At 38.3% G+C, this 20,611-nt stretch carries 19 protein-coding genes and 1 pseudogene; 4 read left to right on the top strand and 16 right to left on the bottom strand.

Annotated elements, in window-relative coordinates:
• Positions 1 to 52 precede the first annotated feature (52 nt).
• From ftsX to SJY16_RS03530, 12 genes and pseudogenes are all read right to left on the bottom strand, one after another.
• Complete coding sequence (gene ftsX / locus SJY16_RS03585; protein ID WP_377887710.1) at positions 53 to 946, bottom strand: permease-like cell division protein FtsX; 894 nt, start codon at positions 944 to 946, stop codon at positions 53 to 55.
• Entirely contained in the window at positions 936 to 1,622 is a 687-nt protein-coding gene (ftsE, locus tag SJY16_RS03580) for a cell division ATP-binding protein FtsE (protein WP_377887709.1), read from the bottom strand. Before ftsE ends, ftsX begins: the two co-directional genes overlap by 11 nt.
• A 306-nt stretch (positions 1,623 to 1,928) precedes the next feature.
• Positions 1,929 to 2,297, bottom strand: coding sequence for a cytochrome c551 (cccB, locus tag SJY16_RS03575; RefSeq protein WP_377887708.1), 369 nt, complete (start codon positions 2,295 to 2,297; stop codon positions 1,929 to 1,931).
• Positions 2,298 to 2,350: 53 nt separating this feature from the next.
• A complete protein-coding gene (locus SJY16_RS03570; protein WP_377887707.1) occupies positions 2,351 to 3,223 on the bottom strand; it encodes a YitT family protein in 873 nt (290 codons plus the stop codon).
• Between the two features lie 203 nt (positions 3,224 to 3,426).
• Positions 3,427 to 4,537, bottom strand: a protein-coding gene (gene prfB / locus SJY16_RS03565) for a peptide chain release factor 2 (RefSeq protein ID WP_377887706.1) whose coding sequence is annotated in 2 segments (ribosomal slippage) — positions 3,427 to 4,464 and positions 4,466 to 4,537 — 1,110 coding nt in all. Because the reading frame shifts where the segments join, the coding sequence is not laid out codon by codon here.
• A gap of 71 nt (positions 4,538 to 4,608) precedes the next feature.
• Positions 4,609 to 7,119 carry a preprotein translocase subunit SecA gene (gene secA, locus SJY16_RS03560; RefSeq protein ID WP_377887705.1) on the bottom strand — a complete coding sequence of 837 codons (2,511 nt, stop codon included), beginning with the start codon at positions 7,117 to 7,119 and terminating at the stop codon, positions 4,609 to 4,611.
• Positions 7,120 to 7,288: 169 nt separating this feature from the next.
• Positions 7,289 to 7,849, bottom strand: a complete 561-nt coding sequence (gene hpf, locus SJY16_RS03555; protein WP_377892040.1) for a ribosome hibernation-promoting factor, HPF/YfiA family — start codon at positions 7,847 to 7,849, stop codon at positions 7,289 to 7,291.
• 216 nt (positions 7,850 to 8,065) lie between these two features.
• A complete protein-coding gene (gene cspD / locus SJY16_RS03550) occupies positions 8,066 to 8,266 on the bottom strand; it encodes a cold-shock protein CspD (protein WP_136947176.1) in 201 nt (66 codons plus the stop codon).
• Between the two features lie 143 nt (positions 8,267 to 8,409).
• Entirely contained in the window at positions 8,410 to 8,907 is a 498-nt protein-coding gene (locus SJY16_RS03545) for a ComF family protein (RefSeq protein WP_377892357.1), read from the bottom strand.
• 21 nt (positions 8,908 to 8,928) lie between these two features.
• Positions 8,929 to 9,120, bottom strand: a pseudogene (locus tag SJY16_RS03540) (double zinc ribbon domain-containing protein); the annotation flags it as partial.
• Positions 9,117 to 10,613 carry an ATP-dependent helicase ComFA gene (locus tag SJY16_RS03535; protein WP_377887704.1) on the bottom strand — a complete coding sequence of 499 codons (1,497 nt, stop codon included), beginning with the start codon at positions 10,611 to 10,613 and terminating at the stop codon, positions 9,117 to 9,119. The pseudogene SJY16_RS03540 and the gene SJY16_RS03535, both read right to left, overlap by 4 nt.
• 28 nt (positions 10,614 to 10,641) lie before the next feature.
• Entirely contained in the window at positions 10,642 to 11,490 is an 849-nt protein-coding gene (locus SJY16_RS03530; protein WP_377887703.1) for a DegV family protein, read from the bottom strand.
• Positions 11,491 to 11,782: 292 nt separating this feature from the next.
• Between SJY16_RS03530 and SJY16_RS03525 the strand changes: the two genes are divergently transcribed.
• On the top strand, positions 11,783 to 12,709 hold the full coding sequence (locus SJY16_RS03525) for a C40 family peptidase (protein ID WP_377887702.1): 927 nt from the start codon (positions 11,783 to 11,785) through the stop codon (positions 12,707 to 12,709).
• Between the two features lie 139 nt (positions 12,710 to 12,848).
• Positions 12,849 to 14,201, top strand: coding sequence for an IS1182 family transposase (locus SJY16_RS03520; protein ID WP_377887701.1), 1,353 nt, complete (start codon positions 12,849 to 12,851; stop codon positions 14,199 to 14,201).
• A gap of 192 nt (positions 14,202 to 14,393) precedes the next feature.
• Here the strand turns inward: SJY16_RS03520 and SJY16_RS03515 are convergent, their stop codons facing one another.
• Together SJY16_RS03515 and SJY16_RS03510 are read right to left on the bottom strand one after the other, a co-directional pair.
• Positions 14,394 to 15,098, bottom strand: coding sequence for a response regulator (locus tag SJY16_RS03515; protein ID WP_270180112.1), 705 nt, complete (start codon positions 15,096 to 15,098; stop codon positions 14,394 to 14,396).
• 3 nt (positions 15,099 to 15,101) lie between these two features.
• Entirely contained in the window at positions 15,102 to 16,253 is a 1,152-nt protein-coding gene (locus SJY16_RS03510) for a sensor histidine kinase (protein WP_377887700.1), read from the bottom strand.
• A 261-nt stretch (positions 16,254 to 16,514) separates the two neighbouring features.
• Between SJY16_RS03510 and SJY16_RS03505 the strand changes: the two genes are divergently transcribed.
• Together SJY16_RS03505 and SJY16_RS03500 are read left to right on the top strand one after the other, a co-directional pair.
• Entirely contained in the window at positions 16,515 to 17,153 is a 639-nt protein-coding gene (locus SJY16_RS03505; protein WP_377887699.1) for a YigZ family protein, read from the top strand.
• 190 nt (positions 17,154 to 17,343) lie between these two features.
• Complete coding sequence (locus SJY16_RS03500; protein ID WP_377887698.1) at positions 17,344 to 18,411, top strand: glycosyltransferase family 4 protein; 1,068 nt, start codon at positions 17,344 to 17,346, stop codon at positions 18,409 to 18,411.
• Positions 18,412 to 18,440: 29 nt separating this feature from the next.
• Here the strand turns inward: SJY16_RS03500 and SJY16_RS03495 are convergent, their stop codons facing one another.
• Both SJY16_RS03495 and SJY16_RS03490 read right to left on the bottom strand, forming a co-directional pair.
• Positions 18,441 to 19,112, bottom strand: coding sequence for a hypothetical protein (locus SJY16_RS03495; RefSeq protein ID WP_377887697.1), 672 nt, complete (start codon positions 19,110 to 19,112; stop codon positions 18,441 to 18,443).
• Positions 19,113 to 20,582 carry an O-antigen ligase family protein gene (locus SJY16_RS03490; RefSeq protein ID WP_377892037.1) on the bottom strand — a complete coding sequence of 490 codons (1,470 nt, stop codon included), beginning with the start codon at positions 20,580 to 20,582 and terminating at the stop codon, positions 19,113 to 19,115.
• Positions 20,583 to 20,611 lie beyond the last annotated feature (29 nt).

The raw sequence follows: 20,611 nt of genomic DNA, 5'->3' as shown, positions 1-20,611 counted from the left end.
TCTTTCTTCCTCCCCCAAAATAGATCAAACTATTTATTTTCGTATTTGTCTGTTAGACTTTCAAAAACTTTCTCATTGACGTGAGACTGCCCCAGACCCCTATGATCATTCCTAACACAACTAGTAGGGCCGCAAGTTGGTAAACAAACGGTGTTACTGGTAACAAGTCAATAAAGAACGTTGGGAATCTTGTGCTGATTAGGTCTGTTAAGAAATAGTAGCCGTAAGTCAATACGCCGATTGGAATCAAGGCTCCAAATATACCGATCAATACCCCTTCGATAAGGAAAGGCCAGCGAATAAACCAGTTTGTGGCACCTACTAATTTCATAATCTCAATTTCAGTTCTCCTGGCAACAATTGTTAGTTTAATAGTGTTTGAAATAAGGAACATTGCAGTAAATAGAAGTCCTATTACGAGTCCAAGTCCAACATTTCGAGAAATTTCTAAGACATTAAACAACCTATTGACGGTGTCTTTACCAAATTCGACATTCTCTACATGCTCTAATTTCTTTATTTGATCAGCAACATCATTGATGTCTTGTGGATCTTTCGTTTTCACTACGAACTCATCACTTAGCGGATTCTCGTCTTTAAGAGATTCAAAAACTTCACCTTGGTCGCCAAGATTATCAATCAGTTTATCTAATCCTTCTTCTTTAGACTGATAAGCAACTGATTTAACTTCCGAGATGTTTTCGATTTTTGCTTTTAACTCATCCTGTTGTGCTTTCTCAGCTGTAAGATCAATGAAAGTTCTAATTTCAACATCTTCTTCTAGCTGATCACCAAATGCATTTAAGTTTAACACTAAAGTTAAAAACACACCTACTAGAAGAAGTGTTACAGTAACAGCTGAAATTGATGCAAAACTCATCCAACCATTTCTACCGATGTTTTTAAAAGCTTCTTTGTTATGTCTTCCGAACGTCTTAATCTTCATACCCGTACTCACCTCTTGCTTCATCACGGGAGATCAAACCGTCTTCAATTGCAATAACACGCTTCCTCAAGGAGTTTACGATATCCTTATTATGAGTTGCCATTAATACAGTTGTACCGCGATTGTTGATTTCATCAAGTAAATTCATAATCCCATATGCCGTCTCTGGATCCAGATTACCAGTTGGTTCATCTGTTAGAAGAATCACAGGGTTATTAACGATCGCTCTTGCTATTGAAACCCTCTGTTGTTCACCACCGGAAAGCTCGTCTGGTAAAAATCTTGCTTTATTTTTCAAGTTTACTAGACCTAAAACATCCATCACCCGCTTACGAATGACTGTTTTGTTTTCTTCGATGACTTCAAGAGCAAAAGCGACGTTTTCATATACAGTTAATTTCGGAAGAAGCTTAAAATCCTGGAAGACAACCCCAATATCACGGCGTAGTCTTGGAACATTTTTATTCTTCATCTTGCCTACGTCTTTACCATTAATGATAATCTTTCCACTCGTCGGTTTTTCTTCCCGATACATCATTCTCATAAAAGTTGATTTACCGGCTCCACTTGGACCGACTATGTAGACAAACTCACCTTTGTTGATTTTTATGTCTATTCCATTAATGGCTTTTATTCCGTTTTTGTATGTTTTCCATACATCGTTCATTTCGATCACGTTTTACCACTTCCTACTTGCTAAATTCATGATGCAAAATATTAGGATCTTGGTGTTTTTATTTTAGCTTTATACGTTATTCTTTTCTCTTACATCTGAAGATATTATAACAAACAAATTCGATATTTTAAGACAAATTTTTATTACATTTCTGTTTCAAAAGGAACCTGATCTGACATGTTTTGCAACAGTTGTTTAATAATGCTGTACAAATCCTGCTGTGAAGGCTTTTCAAAAGGCCAGTAGTTTGATGCTTTTTCGTACAAAAACAAAGAAAAAGCACACGCATACGCATGTGCTTTACCTTTATTTCATACTTGCTAACCAAGTTGCGAGATTCTCTGCTTCTTTTCCTTCGACAAGGTTCGCTGGCATTTGGCCTTTCCCGTTTTTAACAATGTTCAGAATCTGATCTTTAGAAAGACGCTCTCCTACTTTAGTGAGGTTAGGTCCTACCTCACCTTTTAAGTTTTCACCGTGACATTGCATACATTGCTGATTATAAGTGTCTTTAGCTGCAGCCTCATCATAATCTGTTGCTTGATCTGTGCCTTCTTCAGTCGATTCGTCACTTGAACCCTCATTCATCGCGCCTTCATTAGAACTATTGCCTCCACAAGCTGTTAGTCCAATTGCTAGCAAGAGCCCTAACAATACTGTTAGCCACCTTTTCAAAGTCACTCACTCCTGTTATCAAGATAAGAATTGCTACTTTTACTATAACCTGCTTACTCCTTTTTAAAACCTTCACCAAGCACTTCTGTTGCATTGGAGACGATAACAAAAGCTGAGGGGTCTACACTTTTCACTAGTTGTTTTAGTTTCGTCACTTCATTCTGAGTAACCACGACCATAAGTATCGGACGTTTATCGTTCGTATATCCACCTTGACCAGAAATCCTTGTGACACCACGGTCTATAACGGTGAAAATACCATCCCTAAGCTCTTCTTCTTTCTCAGATATGATAAGCGCCATTTTTGAATAACCGAATCCAAGTTGGACCACATCGATTGTTTTACCAGTTAGATACATCGCAATTAGCGCGTACAATGCTGATTCAAGACTAAACACAAAAGCGGATGCTATGACGATTAACCCATCAATTATAAATACACATGTTCCAAGAGATAAGCCTGAGAACTTGTTCACTATTTGTGCAGCAAGATCAGTTCCTCCAGTTGAGGCTTTGCCTCGGAACACAATACCTAGTCCAAGACCTACTCCAAGACCACCAAATAATGCACCTAGTAATGGATCCGTTGTCGCAGCTTCAACATTTTCCGTTAGCTTTACAACAAAAGGTAGGAACAATGTTCCAGCAAGCGTTTTTGGTCCGTATTTTTTTCCAAGAAAAACTAATCCACTAATAAACAAAGGGATATTAAAAGCCCACTGTACGTAAGCGGGTTTCCAATCGAACACCCCTTTTGTTATCGTACTAATCCCACTCACTCCACCGGAGGCGATACTGTTCGGAAGTAAGAATAAGTTAAAAGCGATCGCTACGATTGCGGAGCCTATCAACACGCTAATGTATTCAAGAATTTGCCGTGTAAACGAATCGTTTCTTGCTGTAAATTTCGCTACTGTTGCTATCATGGTTAGTCCACTCACTTATACAATAAATTTCATACATATTTTGCTACTTTTCAGCAAAATCCTTCAGTAGTATATCACCGTACTATTAGGGTGTAAACCGCACCATAGCAGCGCGTTATCAAGTTGAAGTGTCATTGAGGTTGTAGCATGCCCTTAACGAAAAAAATAATCCTCTGCCTGAGCAGAGGATTTCATCTAACAAGTTATTCTTTATTATTTAGGCGCGAGCGAAGATAGGCATCAATAAACGGATCAAGGTCTCCATCCATAACGCCTTGCGAGTTACCAACCTCAACATTTGTGCGGTGATCTTTCACCATGCTATAAGGATGGAATACGTAAGAACGAATTTGACTTCCCCATCCAATTTCTTTTTGTTCGCCTCGAATTTCATCAAGTTCCGCTTCTTGCTCTTCTAATTTTCGTTGATAGAGCTTCGCTTTCAACATCTTCATAGCTTGATCACGGTTTTTAATCTGAGATCTTTCAGACTGACAACTCACGACTACGTTTGTAGGAAGATGGGTGATCCGAACCGCTGAATCGGTTGTATTTACATGCTGTCCACCTGCACCACTAGCTCTGTACGTGTCAATTTTCAAATCTTCAGTTCTAATGTCGATTTCAATCTCATCATTAAACTCTGGCATGATTTCACAAGAAACGAACGACGTGTGACGACGACCACTCGAATCAAATGGTGAAATTCGAACAAGGCGATGGACACCTTTTTCAGCTTTAAGATAGCCGTAAGCATTATGACCTTTGAAATTCAACGTTACACTCTTTACTCCAGCCTCATCACCTGGCAAATAATCAAGTGTTTCTACTTTAAAGCCTTTCTTCTCACCATATCGGGTATACATACGAAGAAGCATCGACGCCCAATCTTGTGATTCCGTTCCACCGGCACCTGGGTGAAGCTCAAGAATCGCATTGTTTTTATCGTGCTCTTCACTTAGTAGTAACGTCAGTTCAAAGTTATTCAATGATTTCTTCAAGTCTTTAATTTCAACTTCAAGATCCTCAAATAATTCCTGGTCGTTCTCTTCCTTAACTAATTCATAAGAAACCTCAAGATTCTCATAACTTTCCTCAAGAGAATCAAATTCATGAACCATATCTTTTAATCCATTAGATTCGTTGATGACCTTCTGAGCCTCATTTTGATTATCCCAGAAACTAGGAACAGTCATTTCTAACTCAAGTTCATTAATACGGGCTCTTTTGTTTTCTAAGTCAAAGAGACCCCCTAAAATCATTTAATCTTGTTTCGATCGTGTTCAATTCACTGCGAATTTCATGCATTTCCATATCGTACACCTCAAATAAATTATTTTAAACAGAACGAGCAGGTGTTCAAGAAGAACACCTGCCCGGCATTATTATACTTTGCCGTGACACTGTTTATATTTCTTGCCACTTCCACAAGGACATGGGTCGTTCCTACCTATATCCTGTTTCTTCTTAGCTGGTTTAGGCTTTGATGACCCTTCTTCTTTTGGGTTCACCGCTTGACCTTCAGCTACTTTCTCACGCTTAAGATTACTTTCAATCTGTGCTTTCATGATATAAGTAGCGACTTCTTCTTCAATTTCTGCGACCATTTCTTCGAACATTTCATATCCTTCAAACTGGTATTCTCGCAGAGGATCATTTTGACCGTATGCTCTAAGATGTATCCCCTGACGGAGCTGATCCATTGCATCGATATGGTCCATCCATTTACGGTCGACACTTCTTAGAAGTATTACTTTTTCAAACTCGCGCATCCGTTCAGGTTCGAATTCTGCTTCTTTCTCATCATAGTTCACTTTCATTTTTTCAATTAATAGCTCTATGATTTCTTCTTTGTCTAGACCCTTAATATCTTTAACCGTTACTTGACCTTCCTCTAAGAAGATGCCTTTAGCATGATCGAGGATAGCCTGATGGTCCCATTCTTCCTGAATATCTTCATCACCTGTATGAGCATCGACAATGCGAGTAATAACTGAATGGAGCATCTTTTCTACAATATTTCTCAAGTTATCAGATTCCAACACTTCATCTCGCTGTGCGTATATGATTTCGCGCTGTTGTCTCATAACATCATCATATTGTAAGAGCTGTTTACGAGCATCGTAGTTATTACCTTCTACTCGTTTTTGAGCAGACTCAACAGCTTTCGATACGAGCTTAGATTCAATAGGCTGATCTTCTTCCATACCAAGCCTATTCATCATGTTCATCATATTATCTGAACCAAAACGACGCATCAGTTCGTCTTCCATTGAGATATAAAACCTTGATTCACCAGGGTCTCCCTGACGACCAGAACGCCCTCGAAGCTGGTTATCGATACGTCTACTTTCATGACGTTCAGTACCGAGAATAAAGAGACCGCCTGCTTCTCTTACACCTTCACCAAGCTTAATGTCAGTACCTCGCCCCGCCATGTTTGTTGCAATCGTAACCGCTCCTGGTTGACCAGCTGATTCGATAATCTCAGCTTCTCGAGCATGATTTTTAGCGTTTAGAATATTGTGCGGGATTCCACGCTTCTTAAGTACTTGCGCAATTAATTCAGATGTTTCAACAGCTACTGTACCAACTAGCACCGGCTGTCCCTTGTGGTGTCTTTCTTCAATTTCTTTTGAAAGAGCCTGAAACTTTCCGTTCATTGACTTATACACGAGGTCAGGGTAATCTACACGAGCAATCGGCTTATTCGTGGGAATTGCAATGACGTTCATGTTGTAGATATTTCTAAATTCCTCTTCCTCAGTCTTCGCTGTACCAGTCATACCGGAAAGCTTTTCATACATTCTGAAATAGTTCTGGAATGTGATCGTTGCTAGCGTCATACTCTCTCTCTGAATCACTAGTCCCTCTTTTGCTTCGATAGCCTGGTGGAGACCATCACTATAGCGGCGTCCTGCCATTAACCGCCCTGTGAAGGAATCGACGATCACAACTTCTTCATCCTGCACAACGTAATCTGTATCACGCTGCATGATGAAGTTAGCTTTCATCGCCTGATTAATATGGTGGTTGAGCTGAACATGTTTGTAATCAAACAAGTTCTCAATTGAGAAGAATTTTTCAGCTTTTGACATTCCTTCTTCAGTTAGTTGAACATTTTTGGTTTTAATATCAACTGTATAATCAGTTTCTTCATTTAATATGCGTACAAACTGATTTGCTTTGATATAAAGAGTAGCAGACTTTTCTGCATTCCCGGAAATAATCAATGGTGTTCTAGCTTCATCGATCAAGACCGAGTCAACTTCATCAATGATGGAATAATGAAGAGGCTTTTGAACTTTCTCTTCTTTATAAAGCACCATATTATCTCTTAGATAATCGAACCCAAATTCATTATTTGTTCCATATGTGATGTCAGCTGCATAAGCTTCAGCTTTCTCATCTTTAGACAAACCACTAATATTAAGACCTACAGTTAAACCAAGAAAATTATAAAGTTTACCCATTTCCTCAGCATCACGTCTAGCCAAGTATTCGTTAACTGTAATGACATGTACGCCTTTACTTGTTAGCGCATTTAAATAAACTGGCATTGTTGCACTAAGCGTTTTACCTTCACCAGTTTTCATCTCTGCAATATTACCTTCATGTAAAGCAGCTGCACCCATAATCTGTACGGGGAATGGTCTCATTCCAAGTATACGATCTGATGCTTCACGTACTGTAGCAAAAACTTCTGGTAGCATTTTATCCAGCTTTTCACCTTTTTCAATACGCTCTTTATACTCAGTTGTCTTGCTTTGCAACTCTTCATCGGTCAAGCCCTTCATAGCATCCGAATAGGATTCGACTTGATCAGCAATCTTTTGTAGGCGTCCAAGTTGACGCTCGTTGCCGCTTGGAATAATTTTACGTAATAAACCCTTCATAGAAACGCTCCTCTTTTATTGTCAGTAGAGTGCTATCGTTTAAGTTAATTCATTTAGTTCTATGTATTCATTTTAACAATTCCTTGACGGAGGCACAAGAAAGTTAAAAACTGTCTCCCCATCATAAAGGGACAGAGGGTTACCCCCTCTGCCCCGTTGTTTATTTATGTTAATCTTGTTCAATCAAACCATATTTTCCGTCTTTTCTGCGGTATACAACATTTGTGTTTCCAGTAACCGCGCTAGAGAAAACGAAAAAGCTGTGTCCGAGCATATCCATCTGTAGGATTGCTTCTTCTACATCCATTGGTTTAAATGTGAAACGTTTTGTTTTAACAACTTGAAGTTCATCTTCTTCTAGATCTGCTTCAGCAACACTTGTCATCGTAGGATTTAGTTCATCGCGGAACATATATTTTACGCTACCTTCCTGACGGAATTTGCGATTCACTTTTGTTTTATGCTTCCGGATTTGTCTTTCAAGCTTTTCAACTACTAGATCAATTGCTGCATACATATCCTGATGTTCTTCTTCTGCTCTTAGTAATAGGTTCGGCATCGGAATTGTTACTTCAATCATCTGCTGATCGTTGTAAACTTTCATATTTACATGAACATCAGTGTTAGGTGGAGTATCGAAATACCTTTCAAGTTTACTTACCTTCTTCTCAGTATAATCTCTCATTGCAGGTGTAACCTTAATGTTTTCACCACGGATGTTGAAATTCATCATGTGGCACTCCTCCTTCCATCTATAACTATACTATTCGTTATACCCATTCACTTTACCTTCATAAACTTTCAAAAAAATAAGTTTTTTTAACGATAAATTAACAATATACCATTTTATTCGACATTTATTTACATTTATTCCTTATACATGAACTTATTATTCCAAAAATAAAAAGCCCTTAGAAGAAAAGGGCTCATTACATTAGCAAAATTATTAAGATACTTTTTCTACATTAGCAGCCTGAGGACCGCGAGCGCCTTCTACAATTTCAAACTCAACAGTCTGGCCTTCTTCTAGAGACTTAAATCCTTCACCGCTGATTGCTGAAAAGTGAACGAAAACATCGTCTCCATCTTCTCTCTCGATAAAACCGAATCCTTTTTCATTGTTAAACCATTTTACTTTTCCTTGCATGCTGTTCAACATTCCCTTCAAAAATCTTCATGGCATAAGCCACACTTTCACTATACGCCCGCTCTCTCTACCTGTCAAAGGGGTGTTTTTGTTGATTTAACACGAATGAAGGCGCTTTCCTGAAAACTTTTCGACACTCGAATTCAACCTCTACAAAGAGTTAACGAATACACTTTGCTTGCTCCATTTTTAACTAACGAATGAGCAGCGTGATAAATAGTCGTTCCGGTTGTATAAAGATCATCGATAACCAATAGTTTTTTCCCTAAAATGAGTGATTGATTTGTAACTTGAAACATCTGCTCAGTTCGATTTATGCGTTCAGCTCTTGATTTCTTACTTTGTTTTTCTTCATGGTTTGTTCTCACAAGACAATTATTTATTGTATGCGAGCCTTTTTCTAACCAGATTTCACATTGATTGAATCCTCTTTCGTATAACCTTTCATAACTTAAAGGAATTGGAACCACCCCGTCAATAAACCGATACGATTTCCTGATCTCTTTTGTGAACATATTATTAAAAGCCCTTCCAGCTTCCACATCACCTCTATATTTATAAATCACAAGAACACGTTTTATAAAATCGTTATATTCAAACAAGGAACGATTATGAACTAAAGCATGACATTGTTCCTTCATCCTCCACTTTTGACAGTCTAAACAAATTCTTTCTATTATATAGTTATCTTTTAATTTCGAGAGAGGTCGTCCGCATTTTAGACAAATTTCCCCGGAAATAGGGGCAAGTTTCGACTTGCACTCTTCACAAATCTTCCACTCTTCTTCAAGAATAGAGAACATCCCCCACGAAACATGATTCATTATTTGTGCGCACCATAAACAGTTTCTCACTTAAGCCATCCTCTTCTCTCTGCTTCTACATTCATTCTAGTTATGTGTCGTGTAGCTAACAGCATGTCATTTGTTTTCCCAAAATGAAAAAAAGCTATTTCCCCATCAGGATATTTTTCACTCCTTCCTGCTCTTCCTGCAATTTGCACGAGTGCACTTTCAGTGAAAATCTCTGCTTCTGCTCCTAAAACCCCTATCGAAACGTTCTCTATTGTTACTCCTCTTTCTAAAATTGTCGTAGTAAGAAGGAGTGGATAGTCAGCTGCGCGAAACTTTTTAACTTTTTCAACACGTTCAGGATCTTCTGAATGAACCGCTTCACAACTGAAGCCAACTGTTTCGAATAAATATTGCACCTGTTCGAGCAGTTTAATAGAAGGAATGAACAACATTACTGGCTTGTTTTGAGTAAATTGTTTCTTTATCCACTGCACGAGCAGTTTCGGGACTTTACCTTTTTGTATACTTTTTCTCCAATTCCCAATCCACACGAATGTTGGGATTGGTAACGCGTAACCATGGAATCGAGCAGGAATGCGCACATGGGGTAACGATAGTTCACTCACTTGTTTAAGAATTTTCTTTGATGGAGTAGCAGTGAGATAAATTAATGCCCCACTATCTTTCATGGATTTTTGTACGGCATATTGGAGGGTAGGATCATACTCAAATGGAAAAGCGTCTACTTCATCAATAATCATGACATCAAAGGCGTTTTTATACCGGATTAATTGATGTGTCGTAGAAATGATGAATGGTGTTAAAGGATCAGTACTTCCTGCATAAAGTCCAGAAAGTTCGATGTTGGGGAAAACCTTACGTAATCGAGGAAGAAGTTCTAGTACTACGTCAGTTCTTGGTGTCGCAATACAAATGGTTTTGTTTTCACCAATGGCCGCTTCAAGGCCTTTGAATAATACTTCTGTTTTTCCACTACCACATACTGCCCATACGAGTAGTGTACTATTTTTCTGTATGGAAACTTTCACTTGTTCAGAAGCTTCTTGTTGGCCTTGCGAAAGTTTTCCATCCCAGTGTAAGGATGTAGGCGGGTAATGACGTGTAGTCATCGGACAGTGGTAAAGGGGAGAACACGCGCTAACTCTTCCCATCATGATGCACTGTCTACAGTATCGACATGCGTTACTTTTGCATCTTGCACAAGGATAGAACCCGAAGGCATCTTTACTGCCACACCTCACGCAAGTAGGCTTTTCAGCTATCAATTGAATTCCGGCTTCTATTTGAAGATAGCCGTTCATGTAGTGGTCATGAAGTATGTCTAGAGAAAAAGGAATTTCATCTATAAGGAGGTGGCGCCCATTTAGGAGAGATAGAAGTTCATTGGAAGGGTGATAGTCTAGTTTCGTTGGTTGTGGGTCAAATGAATCGAAGTGATTGATGGGATAGTAAGAGTAGTCTAGCGCATCCTTCGCTATTCCCTCTGGTATGAGAAAGTTTCGATTATTAATAGTAGAAGAAGCAAATCTCATAGATTTACTTCCTCTCTTATTAGCGGTCTCATGGACGATACCATCCAATCCCAAGGGATCCTTCTCCAAGATGAGTCGCAATAACTGGACCAAAGTAACTAAGAATCACTTCGATATTTGAGTAGTCCGCTTCAATTTTTCCCTTTAGCTTTTCAGCTTCTTCTATATTATTAGCGTGGATGACAGTTAGTTTAATATGCTCTCCGTGCTTCGCGTCTTCATCAACCAACGAAAGGATTTTATTTAATGCTTTCTTCTTTGTTCTAATTTTTTCGTATGGCACGATCTTTTTATTTTCAAAAGTAAGGACGGGCTTCACTTGTAACAGGTTTCCAACAAAAAGTTGAGCAGCATTAAGGCGCCCTCCTCTATGAAGGTGACTTAAATCATCTACCACAAAGTATGCAGGCATACCTTTTTCCTTCATTGCTGTAAGCCTTTCAAGTATAACAGCTCCACGTTCTCCCTCTTGAGCCATCCGAGCTGCTTCGAGAACATAGAACCCTTGCATCATGCAACTGATTTCCGAGTCAAAAACATGCACATCTACATCTTCCACCATAGCTCCTGCTGAGTGAGCCGATTGAAATGTTCCACTGATTCCACTTGAAAGGGTAATAGTGATAACCTCTTCGTGATTCTGCGAAAGTTTCTCGTAAGCTTCTACAAAACTTCCTATAGAAGGCTGTGAAGTTTTTGGCAAATCCTCATCATTACGAATGTGGTCAAAAAATTCTTCTGCTTTTATTTCTTTCTCTTCAAGATATGATTCATTCCCAAATATAACGCTGAGAGGAATCATTGTAATATCATATTCATCCAGAATGTCACTTGGTATGTAAGCAGTGCTATCCGTAACAACAGCAACAGTTTTCATAATAACGCCTCTCTTCAATGATACTTTTACTAGAATGTAGCTAAGCTAATCATAGAATACTTTTTGTAGTGTGCCAACAGATCTATAGAATGTTTTCATAAAATTTGTCAACCACAAACGTCATATTTTTTAATCTAAATGTCGAAAAATGAATCTTTTAGTAAAATAGACTACTATTCTGTTACAACATTGTAATCTTATGTTCATCGCACTGTTATCTCTATCCTGTAAACTAGCAATCGTAGAGAAAATAAAAAAATGTTTAATATATTACTTCAGGGGGAATTATATAATGTTTAAGAAAGTTGTTATCACTACTACGATTGCTGGGTCTCTTTTATTAGCACCAAACGTAAGCGAAGCTGCACTTGGTGATCAAACACTTTACAATGGCATGAAGCACTCTGACGTAACTGAACTTCAAAACCTACTAGATAGCAAAGGCTATTTTAACTACCATACAGCAACAGGATATTATGGATCTATCACAGAATCTGGTGTACGTAGCTTTCAACGCAGTGCAGGAATTACAGTTGACGGAGTTGTTGGTCCACAAACTGTAAATGCACTAAACGGTGCAGCTACTGTTCAATCAACTAGCCAATCTACTTCTTCTAATTATTCAGGAACAGTTCGTTATGGTGATCGTGGACAAGACGTTTCTAACCTTCAAAGTCAGTTAAAGAATAAAGGCTTCTATAACTATTCAGTTGACGGTGTTTTCGGACCTGTCACAAGAAACGCGGTTATGGATTTCCAAAGTTCTAACGGCTTATCTGTCGATGGAATCGCTGGACCACAAACATTTGGAGCTCTTTCAGGTGCATCTACATCTAGTTCTTCATCAAACGAGAGCACACAAACAGCTAGCTCTTCTGTAGTATCAATTGCAAAACAATACATAGGCGTACCTTATGTTTGGGGTGGATCTACTCCATCTGGATTTGATTGCAGTGGTTTCCTACAATATGCATATAACAAAGCAGGCGTTTCACTTCCTCGTACAGTAGCAAGCATGTGGAATGCAACAAGCAGTGTTTCTTCACCTTCAGTTGGAGACCTAGTATTCTTTGAAACTTATAAAGAAGGTCCATCTCACGCAGGTATTTATCTAGGAAACGGCAAGTTCATTCATACCTCTTCTTCTTACGGTGTAACAATCAGCAGCATGGATAACTCTTACTGGGCACCTCGTTACCTTGGTGCGAAAGAAGTATAAACTGTATATTAATGAAAGAACTCCTTTTATAGGAGTTCTTTCAGGTTGTCGAGAAAGTCTCGACAACCTATTTTTTTTGCCTTTTTTTATTTCACCCTTTTGTTAAGCTAGAGATAGATTCTTTTTAGGCGGTGATGTAATGTTTCAATCTAAGAAAGATCGGCAGAATGAATTAGAAATGGTAACGATTGATGAACTTGTCCCTGATAACCACTTATTACGTAAGATCGACCACTACATAGATTTCTCCTTTATCCCTGAAAAAGTCCGTCATTATTATTGTGAAGACAACGGCCGTCCATCCCTTGATCCCCTAGTATTATTTAAGATGATGTTTATTGGATATATTTACGGCATTCGCTCTGAACGCGAATTAGAGCGTCAAATTCAAACGAATGTCGCGTACCGGTGGTTCCTCGGATTGAATTTAACCGACGCCGTACCCCATCACTCTACGATCAGCTGGAATCGCAGAATGCGTTTTAATGAAACAGATATTTTCCAAGAGGTTTTTGATGAGGTCGTCCACCAGGCTATGAACCATCGAATGGTGTCAGGACGAGTTCTCTACACCGATTCCACACATCTAAAAGCGAGCGCGAATAAGAAAAAGTTCTCCAGGAAAGACGTTCATGTAGAAACGGCCGACTATATAGATGAACTCAATGAAGCAGTGGAACAGGACAGGTCTGATCATGGAAAAAAGCCTCTGAAAGAAAAGAAGGAGGTGAATAAGACGAAGGAAATCAAAGTCAGTCATACTGATCCTGAGAGTGGTTATTTATATCGAGAACATAAACCTGAAGGTTTCTTTTACTTAGATCATCGCACCACAGATATGAAATTCAACATCATTACCGACGTCCATATTACTCCAGGTAATATTCACGACTCCAAACCTTATTTACAACGGTTAGACCGCCAGGTAAAACGCTTCGGTTTTAAAGTAGAAGCAGTCGGTCTAGATGCAGGATACTTAACAGCCCCTATTTGTCACGGACTCGAACAACGAAACGTATTTGGCGTTATCGCTCATCGTCGCTACCAAAGTAAAAAAGGATTTCTTCCGAAATGGAAATACAAATATGATGAAAACCTCGATCGATATGTTTGTCCTCAGGGTGAGGCACTGGCGTACGCGACGACGGACCGAGAAGGGTATCGTCACTATAAGTCGGACCCCACGAAATGTAAGACTTGTCCTCTTCTGGCACATTGCACTGAGAACCAGAAGCACCAGAAAACCATCACACGCCATGTGTGGGAAGGGGCAAAAGAAAAGGTTCGTCAGAACCGACTTTCCAATGAGGGAAAGTGGATTTATCGCATGAGAAAAGAGAAGGTTGAGCGTAGCTTCGCAGATTCAAAAGAACTGCATGGGCTGCGTTATTGTCGCTTGCGTGGAAAACAAAAAGTAAGAGAACAAGCGTTACTGACTGCCGCCTGTCAGAATATGAAGAAGATTGCCCTTCACTTAGACCGGGTGAGCTAGGTGAAGGAGAGTTTTTTTCATATTACTAACATTAAAATTTAAAAAAACGACCTCAAAATACAAACCAACAAAAAAAGCTTGTAGAAGAACCTGGGGTTCCTCTACAAGCTGAAAGAACTCCTTTTATAGGAGTTCTTTTTTTGTTGTATAAAACTAGGAAACTTGCATTATTGTACAAAAAAAAGATGCGCATCAGCGCACCTTTACCCAACCTTTTTTTATCGCTTCTACAACCGCTTGTGTGCGGTCGTTTACATTCATTTTTTGGAGAATGTTTGATACATGGTTTTTAACTGTCTTTTCACTAATGAAAAGTTCTTCTCCAATCGAACGATTGCTTTTACCATCCGTTAATAACTGGAGAACTTCACACTCTCTACGTGTTAAGATATGAAGTGGTTTTCGATATTCAACTTCTTTAAAGCCAATCTGTGCAGTCGTTCTCTTACCTTCAGTTGCAAGTCTTCTGTATTCGTCTACTAAATTATGAGTAACTTTCGGATGAATATACGCTCCTCCAGAAGCTACAACTTTTACAGCTTCTACAAGAGAGTTCGCATCCATTTCTTTCAGAAGGTAACCAGCTGCTCCTGTCTTTACCGCATGAGTAACATATGTTTCATCATCATGAATGGAAAGGATGATAACTTTTGTATCTGGAACTTGTTCAATTAACTGCCTAGTAGCTTCCACACCATTTACATGAGGCATATTGATGTCCATCAAAACAACATCAGGCTTATGGTCCTCTACAAGGCGAAGCGCGTCTCCACCATCATCGCCCTCGGCGATTACTTCAAAATCATCTTCCATATCCAAAATCCGTTTTACACCCTCACGAAATAGTCGATGATCATCTATTATAACAATTTTTGTTAAAGCTTTTGCTGTATACATCGCTTACACGCCCTCCTGTTCATGTATCGGGATTCTTATTAAAATATATGTACCCTTTTTTGGCGTTGAATCAACTTTAATCGTACCATTTAATAAGCCGACTCGTTCTTTCATACCTAACAAGCCGAAAGATTGATCTTTACGCACATTCACATCGAAACCTATTCCATTATCTTGAATCGTTACCACAATCTTATCACCATCTAGTGTCAGGTCAACATGTATTTTGCTAGCTTCTGCATGTTTGATTGCATTTTGGGTGGCTTCTTGCACCAGGCGGAAGATTGCAGCTTCTAATCGGACGTGCATTCGCTGTATTCCTTCATAGTATTCGAAAGTAATATCAGCGTTTGATCGTTCATCAACTCGATTTAAATATTTTAGTAAGGTTGGAATGAGACCAAGATCATCGAGAGCCATCGGCCTGAGATCATAAATTAACCTTCTTACTTCTGTTAAAGCGTCTTCAATTAAACTTCGCATATCTTTAATCTCTTTAAACGCTTCATCTTTTCCTTTTTTTTCGTAAATTCGTTCGATTAACTGTGACCTCAACAATACGTTCGCAAGTACCTGGGCTGGACCGTCATGAATTTCCCTAGAGAGACGCTTCCTTTCCTCTTCTTGAGCTTCAATAATACGTAGACCATACTCTTGTTTTCTTTTAGCATCTTCTATCGCTTCACCATACTGTCTTAGCTCTCCGCCTAAAAAGCTAAGTACTGTAGAAATTTGACTCATAAATGACTCAGCTTTATCAGATGTTTTCCTTACCGATAAGATCCTATTTTCTATGCCAGCTATTTGATCTTTCAACCTAGTTTCTTTCTCTAGACTTATAGAGAGTTTAATTTGTGCTTCCGAAGCCTGCTCATAGGCTTTTCTAATAACAGGTTCGCCATAGTTATGAAAATTCTTACTGATTTTCACAAGCTCTGCTCGAGCGATTCGATCCTCTTGAAGCCTATTTTCTCTCAATTTCTGAACAGTGCGTAAATCTTCTTTTAAAAGTTGAAGTTGCTCATTTAGCTCTTGATACTCTTCATGAGAGTGCTCTCCGATTTCGAACAGCTTTGATTTGCTTGTGTTAATGCTTTCCATTGTTCTATCTAGAATGGCATCTAGCGCGTTTGGATCTAACTTTTGAAAACTCAAGCTTACTCCTCCATTTCTTTAGGAGACGGACGTCGAGAAAAGATAGTCCAAAAGTACTTCTTTTACAAAATTCGTATCGGACCGTCTGTTTATGTCATCAGGAATAATATTTGATGGATTAATTTAGGACACTTATAATGAATATGTCTAAATCGCGTGTTCCCAAGTCATATTAGTATTCTTTATTTAGATACTATTCGATAATAAAGAACAAATCCCCTTCCGACCAAAAAATTGTAAGGGAATCTGGAGGTTATAATTTTGCTTAACTCTTATTTAACTGTGAAAGGTGAAGGAGAATCTGAAATGGTTGTTCAGAAATCTCGCTTCATCGCCCATGTGAAACGAACAACTACTGAAGAAGAAGCCCAAGCGTTCATCCAACATATCAAAAAAAACCATAACAACGCTACCCATAATTGCTCAGCATACTTAATTGGGGAACAGGACAACATTCAAAAAGCAAACGACGATGGAGAGCCTTCCGGAACGGCAGGTGTCCCAATGTTAGAGGTCCTAAAGAAGAAACAGCTGAAAGATACTACCGTCGTAGTTACCCGATACTTTGGGGGGATTAAACTAGGTGCAGGAGGCTTGATCCGTGCATACGGCCAAACCGTTTCTGAAGGAATAAATGCTACAGGAATAGTTGAACGAAAGCTTATGACAAAAATACAGACAAATATCGACTATACTTTGCTTGGGAAAGTCGAAAACGAAATTCGTTCGTCGAATTATATACTGAAGGAAATAAATTATTTAGACAATGTACAGGTAATCGTTATAGTAGAGCGAGGTGAAGAAGAAACTTTCATAGAGTGGATAACGAATTTAACAAGTGGGAAAGGCACCGTCAGCGTGCATAACCAGCTTTATATTGAAGTTGATGTTCCTTCATAAAACCCAAAATTATCTTAATATAATTTAATAAAACTCATTCCCTATCTTCCCAGTATTTTGATATCATTATGGAGTATGTGTTTTTTTGTCGAAGCATATAACTAAGTTATCAAGAAAGAGCATGACAGAGTTTTCATTTTCACGAAAGAGGGAAATGTTATGTGAATGCATAGTAAAGTAGGTGAAAAACATGCCATCATGGCTTGACCTTAGCATCGCTTTTTTTATAGCTTTACTCACAACTGTAGCAGTTACACCGTTAGTGATGAAATTGGCTATAAAAATGGGTGTTGTTGATCAGCCTAATAATCGAAAAGTACACAAAAAATTAATGCCAAGACTTGGCGGTTTAGCATTTGTAATTGGATTTTTTGCTGGATACCTTTATTTATCACAATTTTTGGATACTCCTTTAAGAATTATTCTTGGAGCATTGATTATTATCATTGTTGGTATCCTAGATGATAAATATACTCTCAGTGCAAAAGTTAAATTTATTGCCCAAATCGCTGCCGCACTACTTGTAGTTAGTACTGGCTTAACGATTGATTTTGTTGCTCTTCCGTTTATTGGTAAGATTGAACTCGGCATTGCAAGCTACGCAGTGACAGTATTTTGGATCGTCGGAGTCACGAATGCAATTAATTTAATTGATGGATTGGATGGACTAGCTGCAGGAGTATCGACCATTGCCCTTACTTCCATCTTTACTGTAGCAGTATTAAATAATAATTTATTTGTCGCTGGAATCGCCATAATTTTAATCGGGGGTACGTTAGGATTTCTAATCTTTAACTTCCATCCCGCAAAAATATTTATGGGTGACACTGGAGCACTCTTCCTAGGGTACATGATTGCAGTACTCTCGGTAATCGGCTTCTTCAAAAGTGTTGCGATCTTCAGTTTTGTTTTACCCGTACTCATTCTCGCTGTACCTATTTTTGATACATTCTTTGCAATTATTAGAAGGATTAAGAACAAACAGCAAATCTCAGCACCAGATAAATTTCACTTACACCATAACCTTCTTGCATTAGGTTTTGGACATCGAGGAACAGTGTTAATCATCTATTTAATGAGTTCCCTCTTTGGATTATCAGCTATTGTTTTTACATCTTCTGTTGTTTGGGGGACATTGTTTATCGTCGGTATATTCCTGTTCGCCATGCAATTCACATCAGAAATACTTGGATGGCTGAAAGAAAAGCCAACGCCAATATTATCCACTATTAAAAAGATTTTAGCCTTAATTCAATAAAAAAACAGCCAAAGCGGCTGTTTTTTTTATTACTTTTCTTCTCTTCTTAAGAATTCAGGCAAGACCAGAATAAATACGCTGATGATAAAGCCGACAAGAAAACCAAAAATCGCTCGCTTTAACGGTTCGCCTATCGTGTTCTTAATCGTTACCTCCTCATTAATATCCGTCTCTCGCATCTCGTCTAAATATGTTACTAATTCTAATAGAAAATCTTGCTTATCAATAGCTGATTCAGGAGCATCAGGTAATGACTCCAACTTTTCAATCTTTTCCTCAAACAAAGCTTTATTTTTTTCTTGAATTTCATCACTTTCGTTAATAAATGCTTCTGTTACTTCATTTAAAGATTTTTTAACCATATCTTCATCATTTCCAACTAACGTCAACGTCAAGATCTTTCCTGTTTTTTCACCAACCGTCAACTGTTTTGAAAGTTCTGTTGCTGGCATTGAAAAGTCATATTTCTCATCAAGTTTTTTTAAATATGCAGTGGTTGGTAAAAATTCTTTGACCGTCCTCGTTTCCGTGTAACGTACGTGTTCAAAATTTCCGAGAGCGATCTCTGAATATGCTGTGTACTTTACTGGTGTATTCACCTCTATAATATAGGAAATTCCTGCCGTTAATATCGGGATTAACAATAAGATCCAAATAAATTTTTTAAACCGTTTGTAAATACTGTCTAGGTAACTTTTCATCTAAGGTTTACCTCCTGTTATGGTTGTACCACGATAAGTATTTTGAGTTGAATCGTACACAATAAATCCTATTGCAAAAGCAAACAACATCCAATGATAGTTTAAGGTTAAGATTGAACTTGGACTTATGCTTGCAAGAGAAAATACGACAAGGCTTGTTGTAAGTGCTTCACTTATCATACTTATTTTGGTATCAGTCTTCTTCTTCGAAATTGTAAACAAGATGTATAACACACTTACATACATAGCGAGATAACCAGCGATCACGATCGCTCCGTAATTCACCATAATTTCAGCCCACCAATTATGGACATTGGAAAAGATGTCGATTGGGTAGATCGCATGGTTTTTTAAATAATATTGTGCATTTCCTGCACCTACTCCAAATCCATAAGAGCCTTCAAAATAAGCATAAACATTCTTTAGGATGTTCGTTCGCACATCGATGGAACCCCCATCATTAGTAACGAAAACTTCTGATTTGATCTTCATAAGCACTGTCATGACTTTCGTGTAGAATAGCGTGCCGACCAAAAAGACACCAGCGATCAACGCTGAAAAGGCGACGGCTTTTAGTTTCTTCCCGCCATAGAGGAGGAGCCAAACACCAAATCCAAGTAATATTGAAATATAGTTTGCTCGTGAAGAGGTTACATAGATAATATAGATAGAAGCTAGCACCAATGCCAGTCCCATCAACTTAATAAACCAGTTTCTTTGATACTTAATCATACTAACTACGAAGAAAATACTTATGGCAAGATAGCTAGCGTAATCATTCTCATTACCAAACACAGCTGTAGGTACGCTCTGCATATATTCTGCAAGATCGTTGATTCTTGAAACGCTCAAATGCTGTTGAGTGAGATGATTCCAGAAACCTAACATTACCAAGAGTACTAACATCCCGATCCACAAATAGAAGAATGTTACATAATGCTTCAATTTAGTGAAGAAGAACGTGATGATAAATACAAGTGATATACCAAGACTTAAATAGAAAACATTCTTGATTCCTAACGTTAAGGATTTCGCCCAAATTAATGAGGTTAACGCCAGGATGATCCAGAAAATCAAGAATAGAAATATGGATTTATATGGTATATGACGCCATTCCATTATATCTTTTTTCTTATATAAGTAAAGAAGAAACATGGGAACTACTACCAAATATAATGCTCTAAATGGAAACATGGATATAGGACCAAGCTTAAAGGTTATAGCAGGTCCTATAAACGAAGTTGCTATTAGTAAATATAGTAGTAGTTCATGTAACTTTAGTTTCCCTCTCGCTATTTTTAAGATCTTCACTGTAAGAAGGAAGGCTGGGATACTTATAACAATGGCACCCAAAGCAACTTTATCATTCAAACCTGTAAGCACAGGTACTATAGTAATGCTAATCAATATAGCAGCAATAAAGGAAATTAGTATTTGTATATAGATATTCTTTAACAGATTGGTGATCATTACCACGAAATTTCAACTCCTACAAAAAT

The sequence above is a fragment of the Alkalihalobacillus sp. R86527 genome (assembly GCF_042466185.1).
Lineage (GTDB): Bacteria > Bacillota > Bacilli > Bacillales > Guptibacillaceae > Guptibacillus.
The sequence above is the reverse complement of the archived record's forward strand: the minus strand, read 5'-3'. Positions and strand labels throughout refer to the sequence as shown.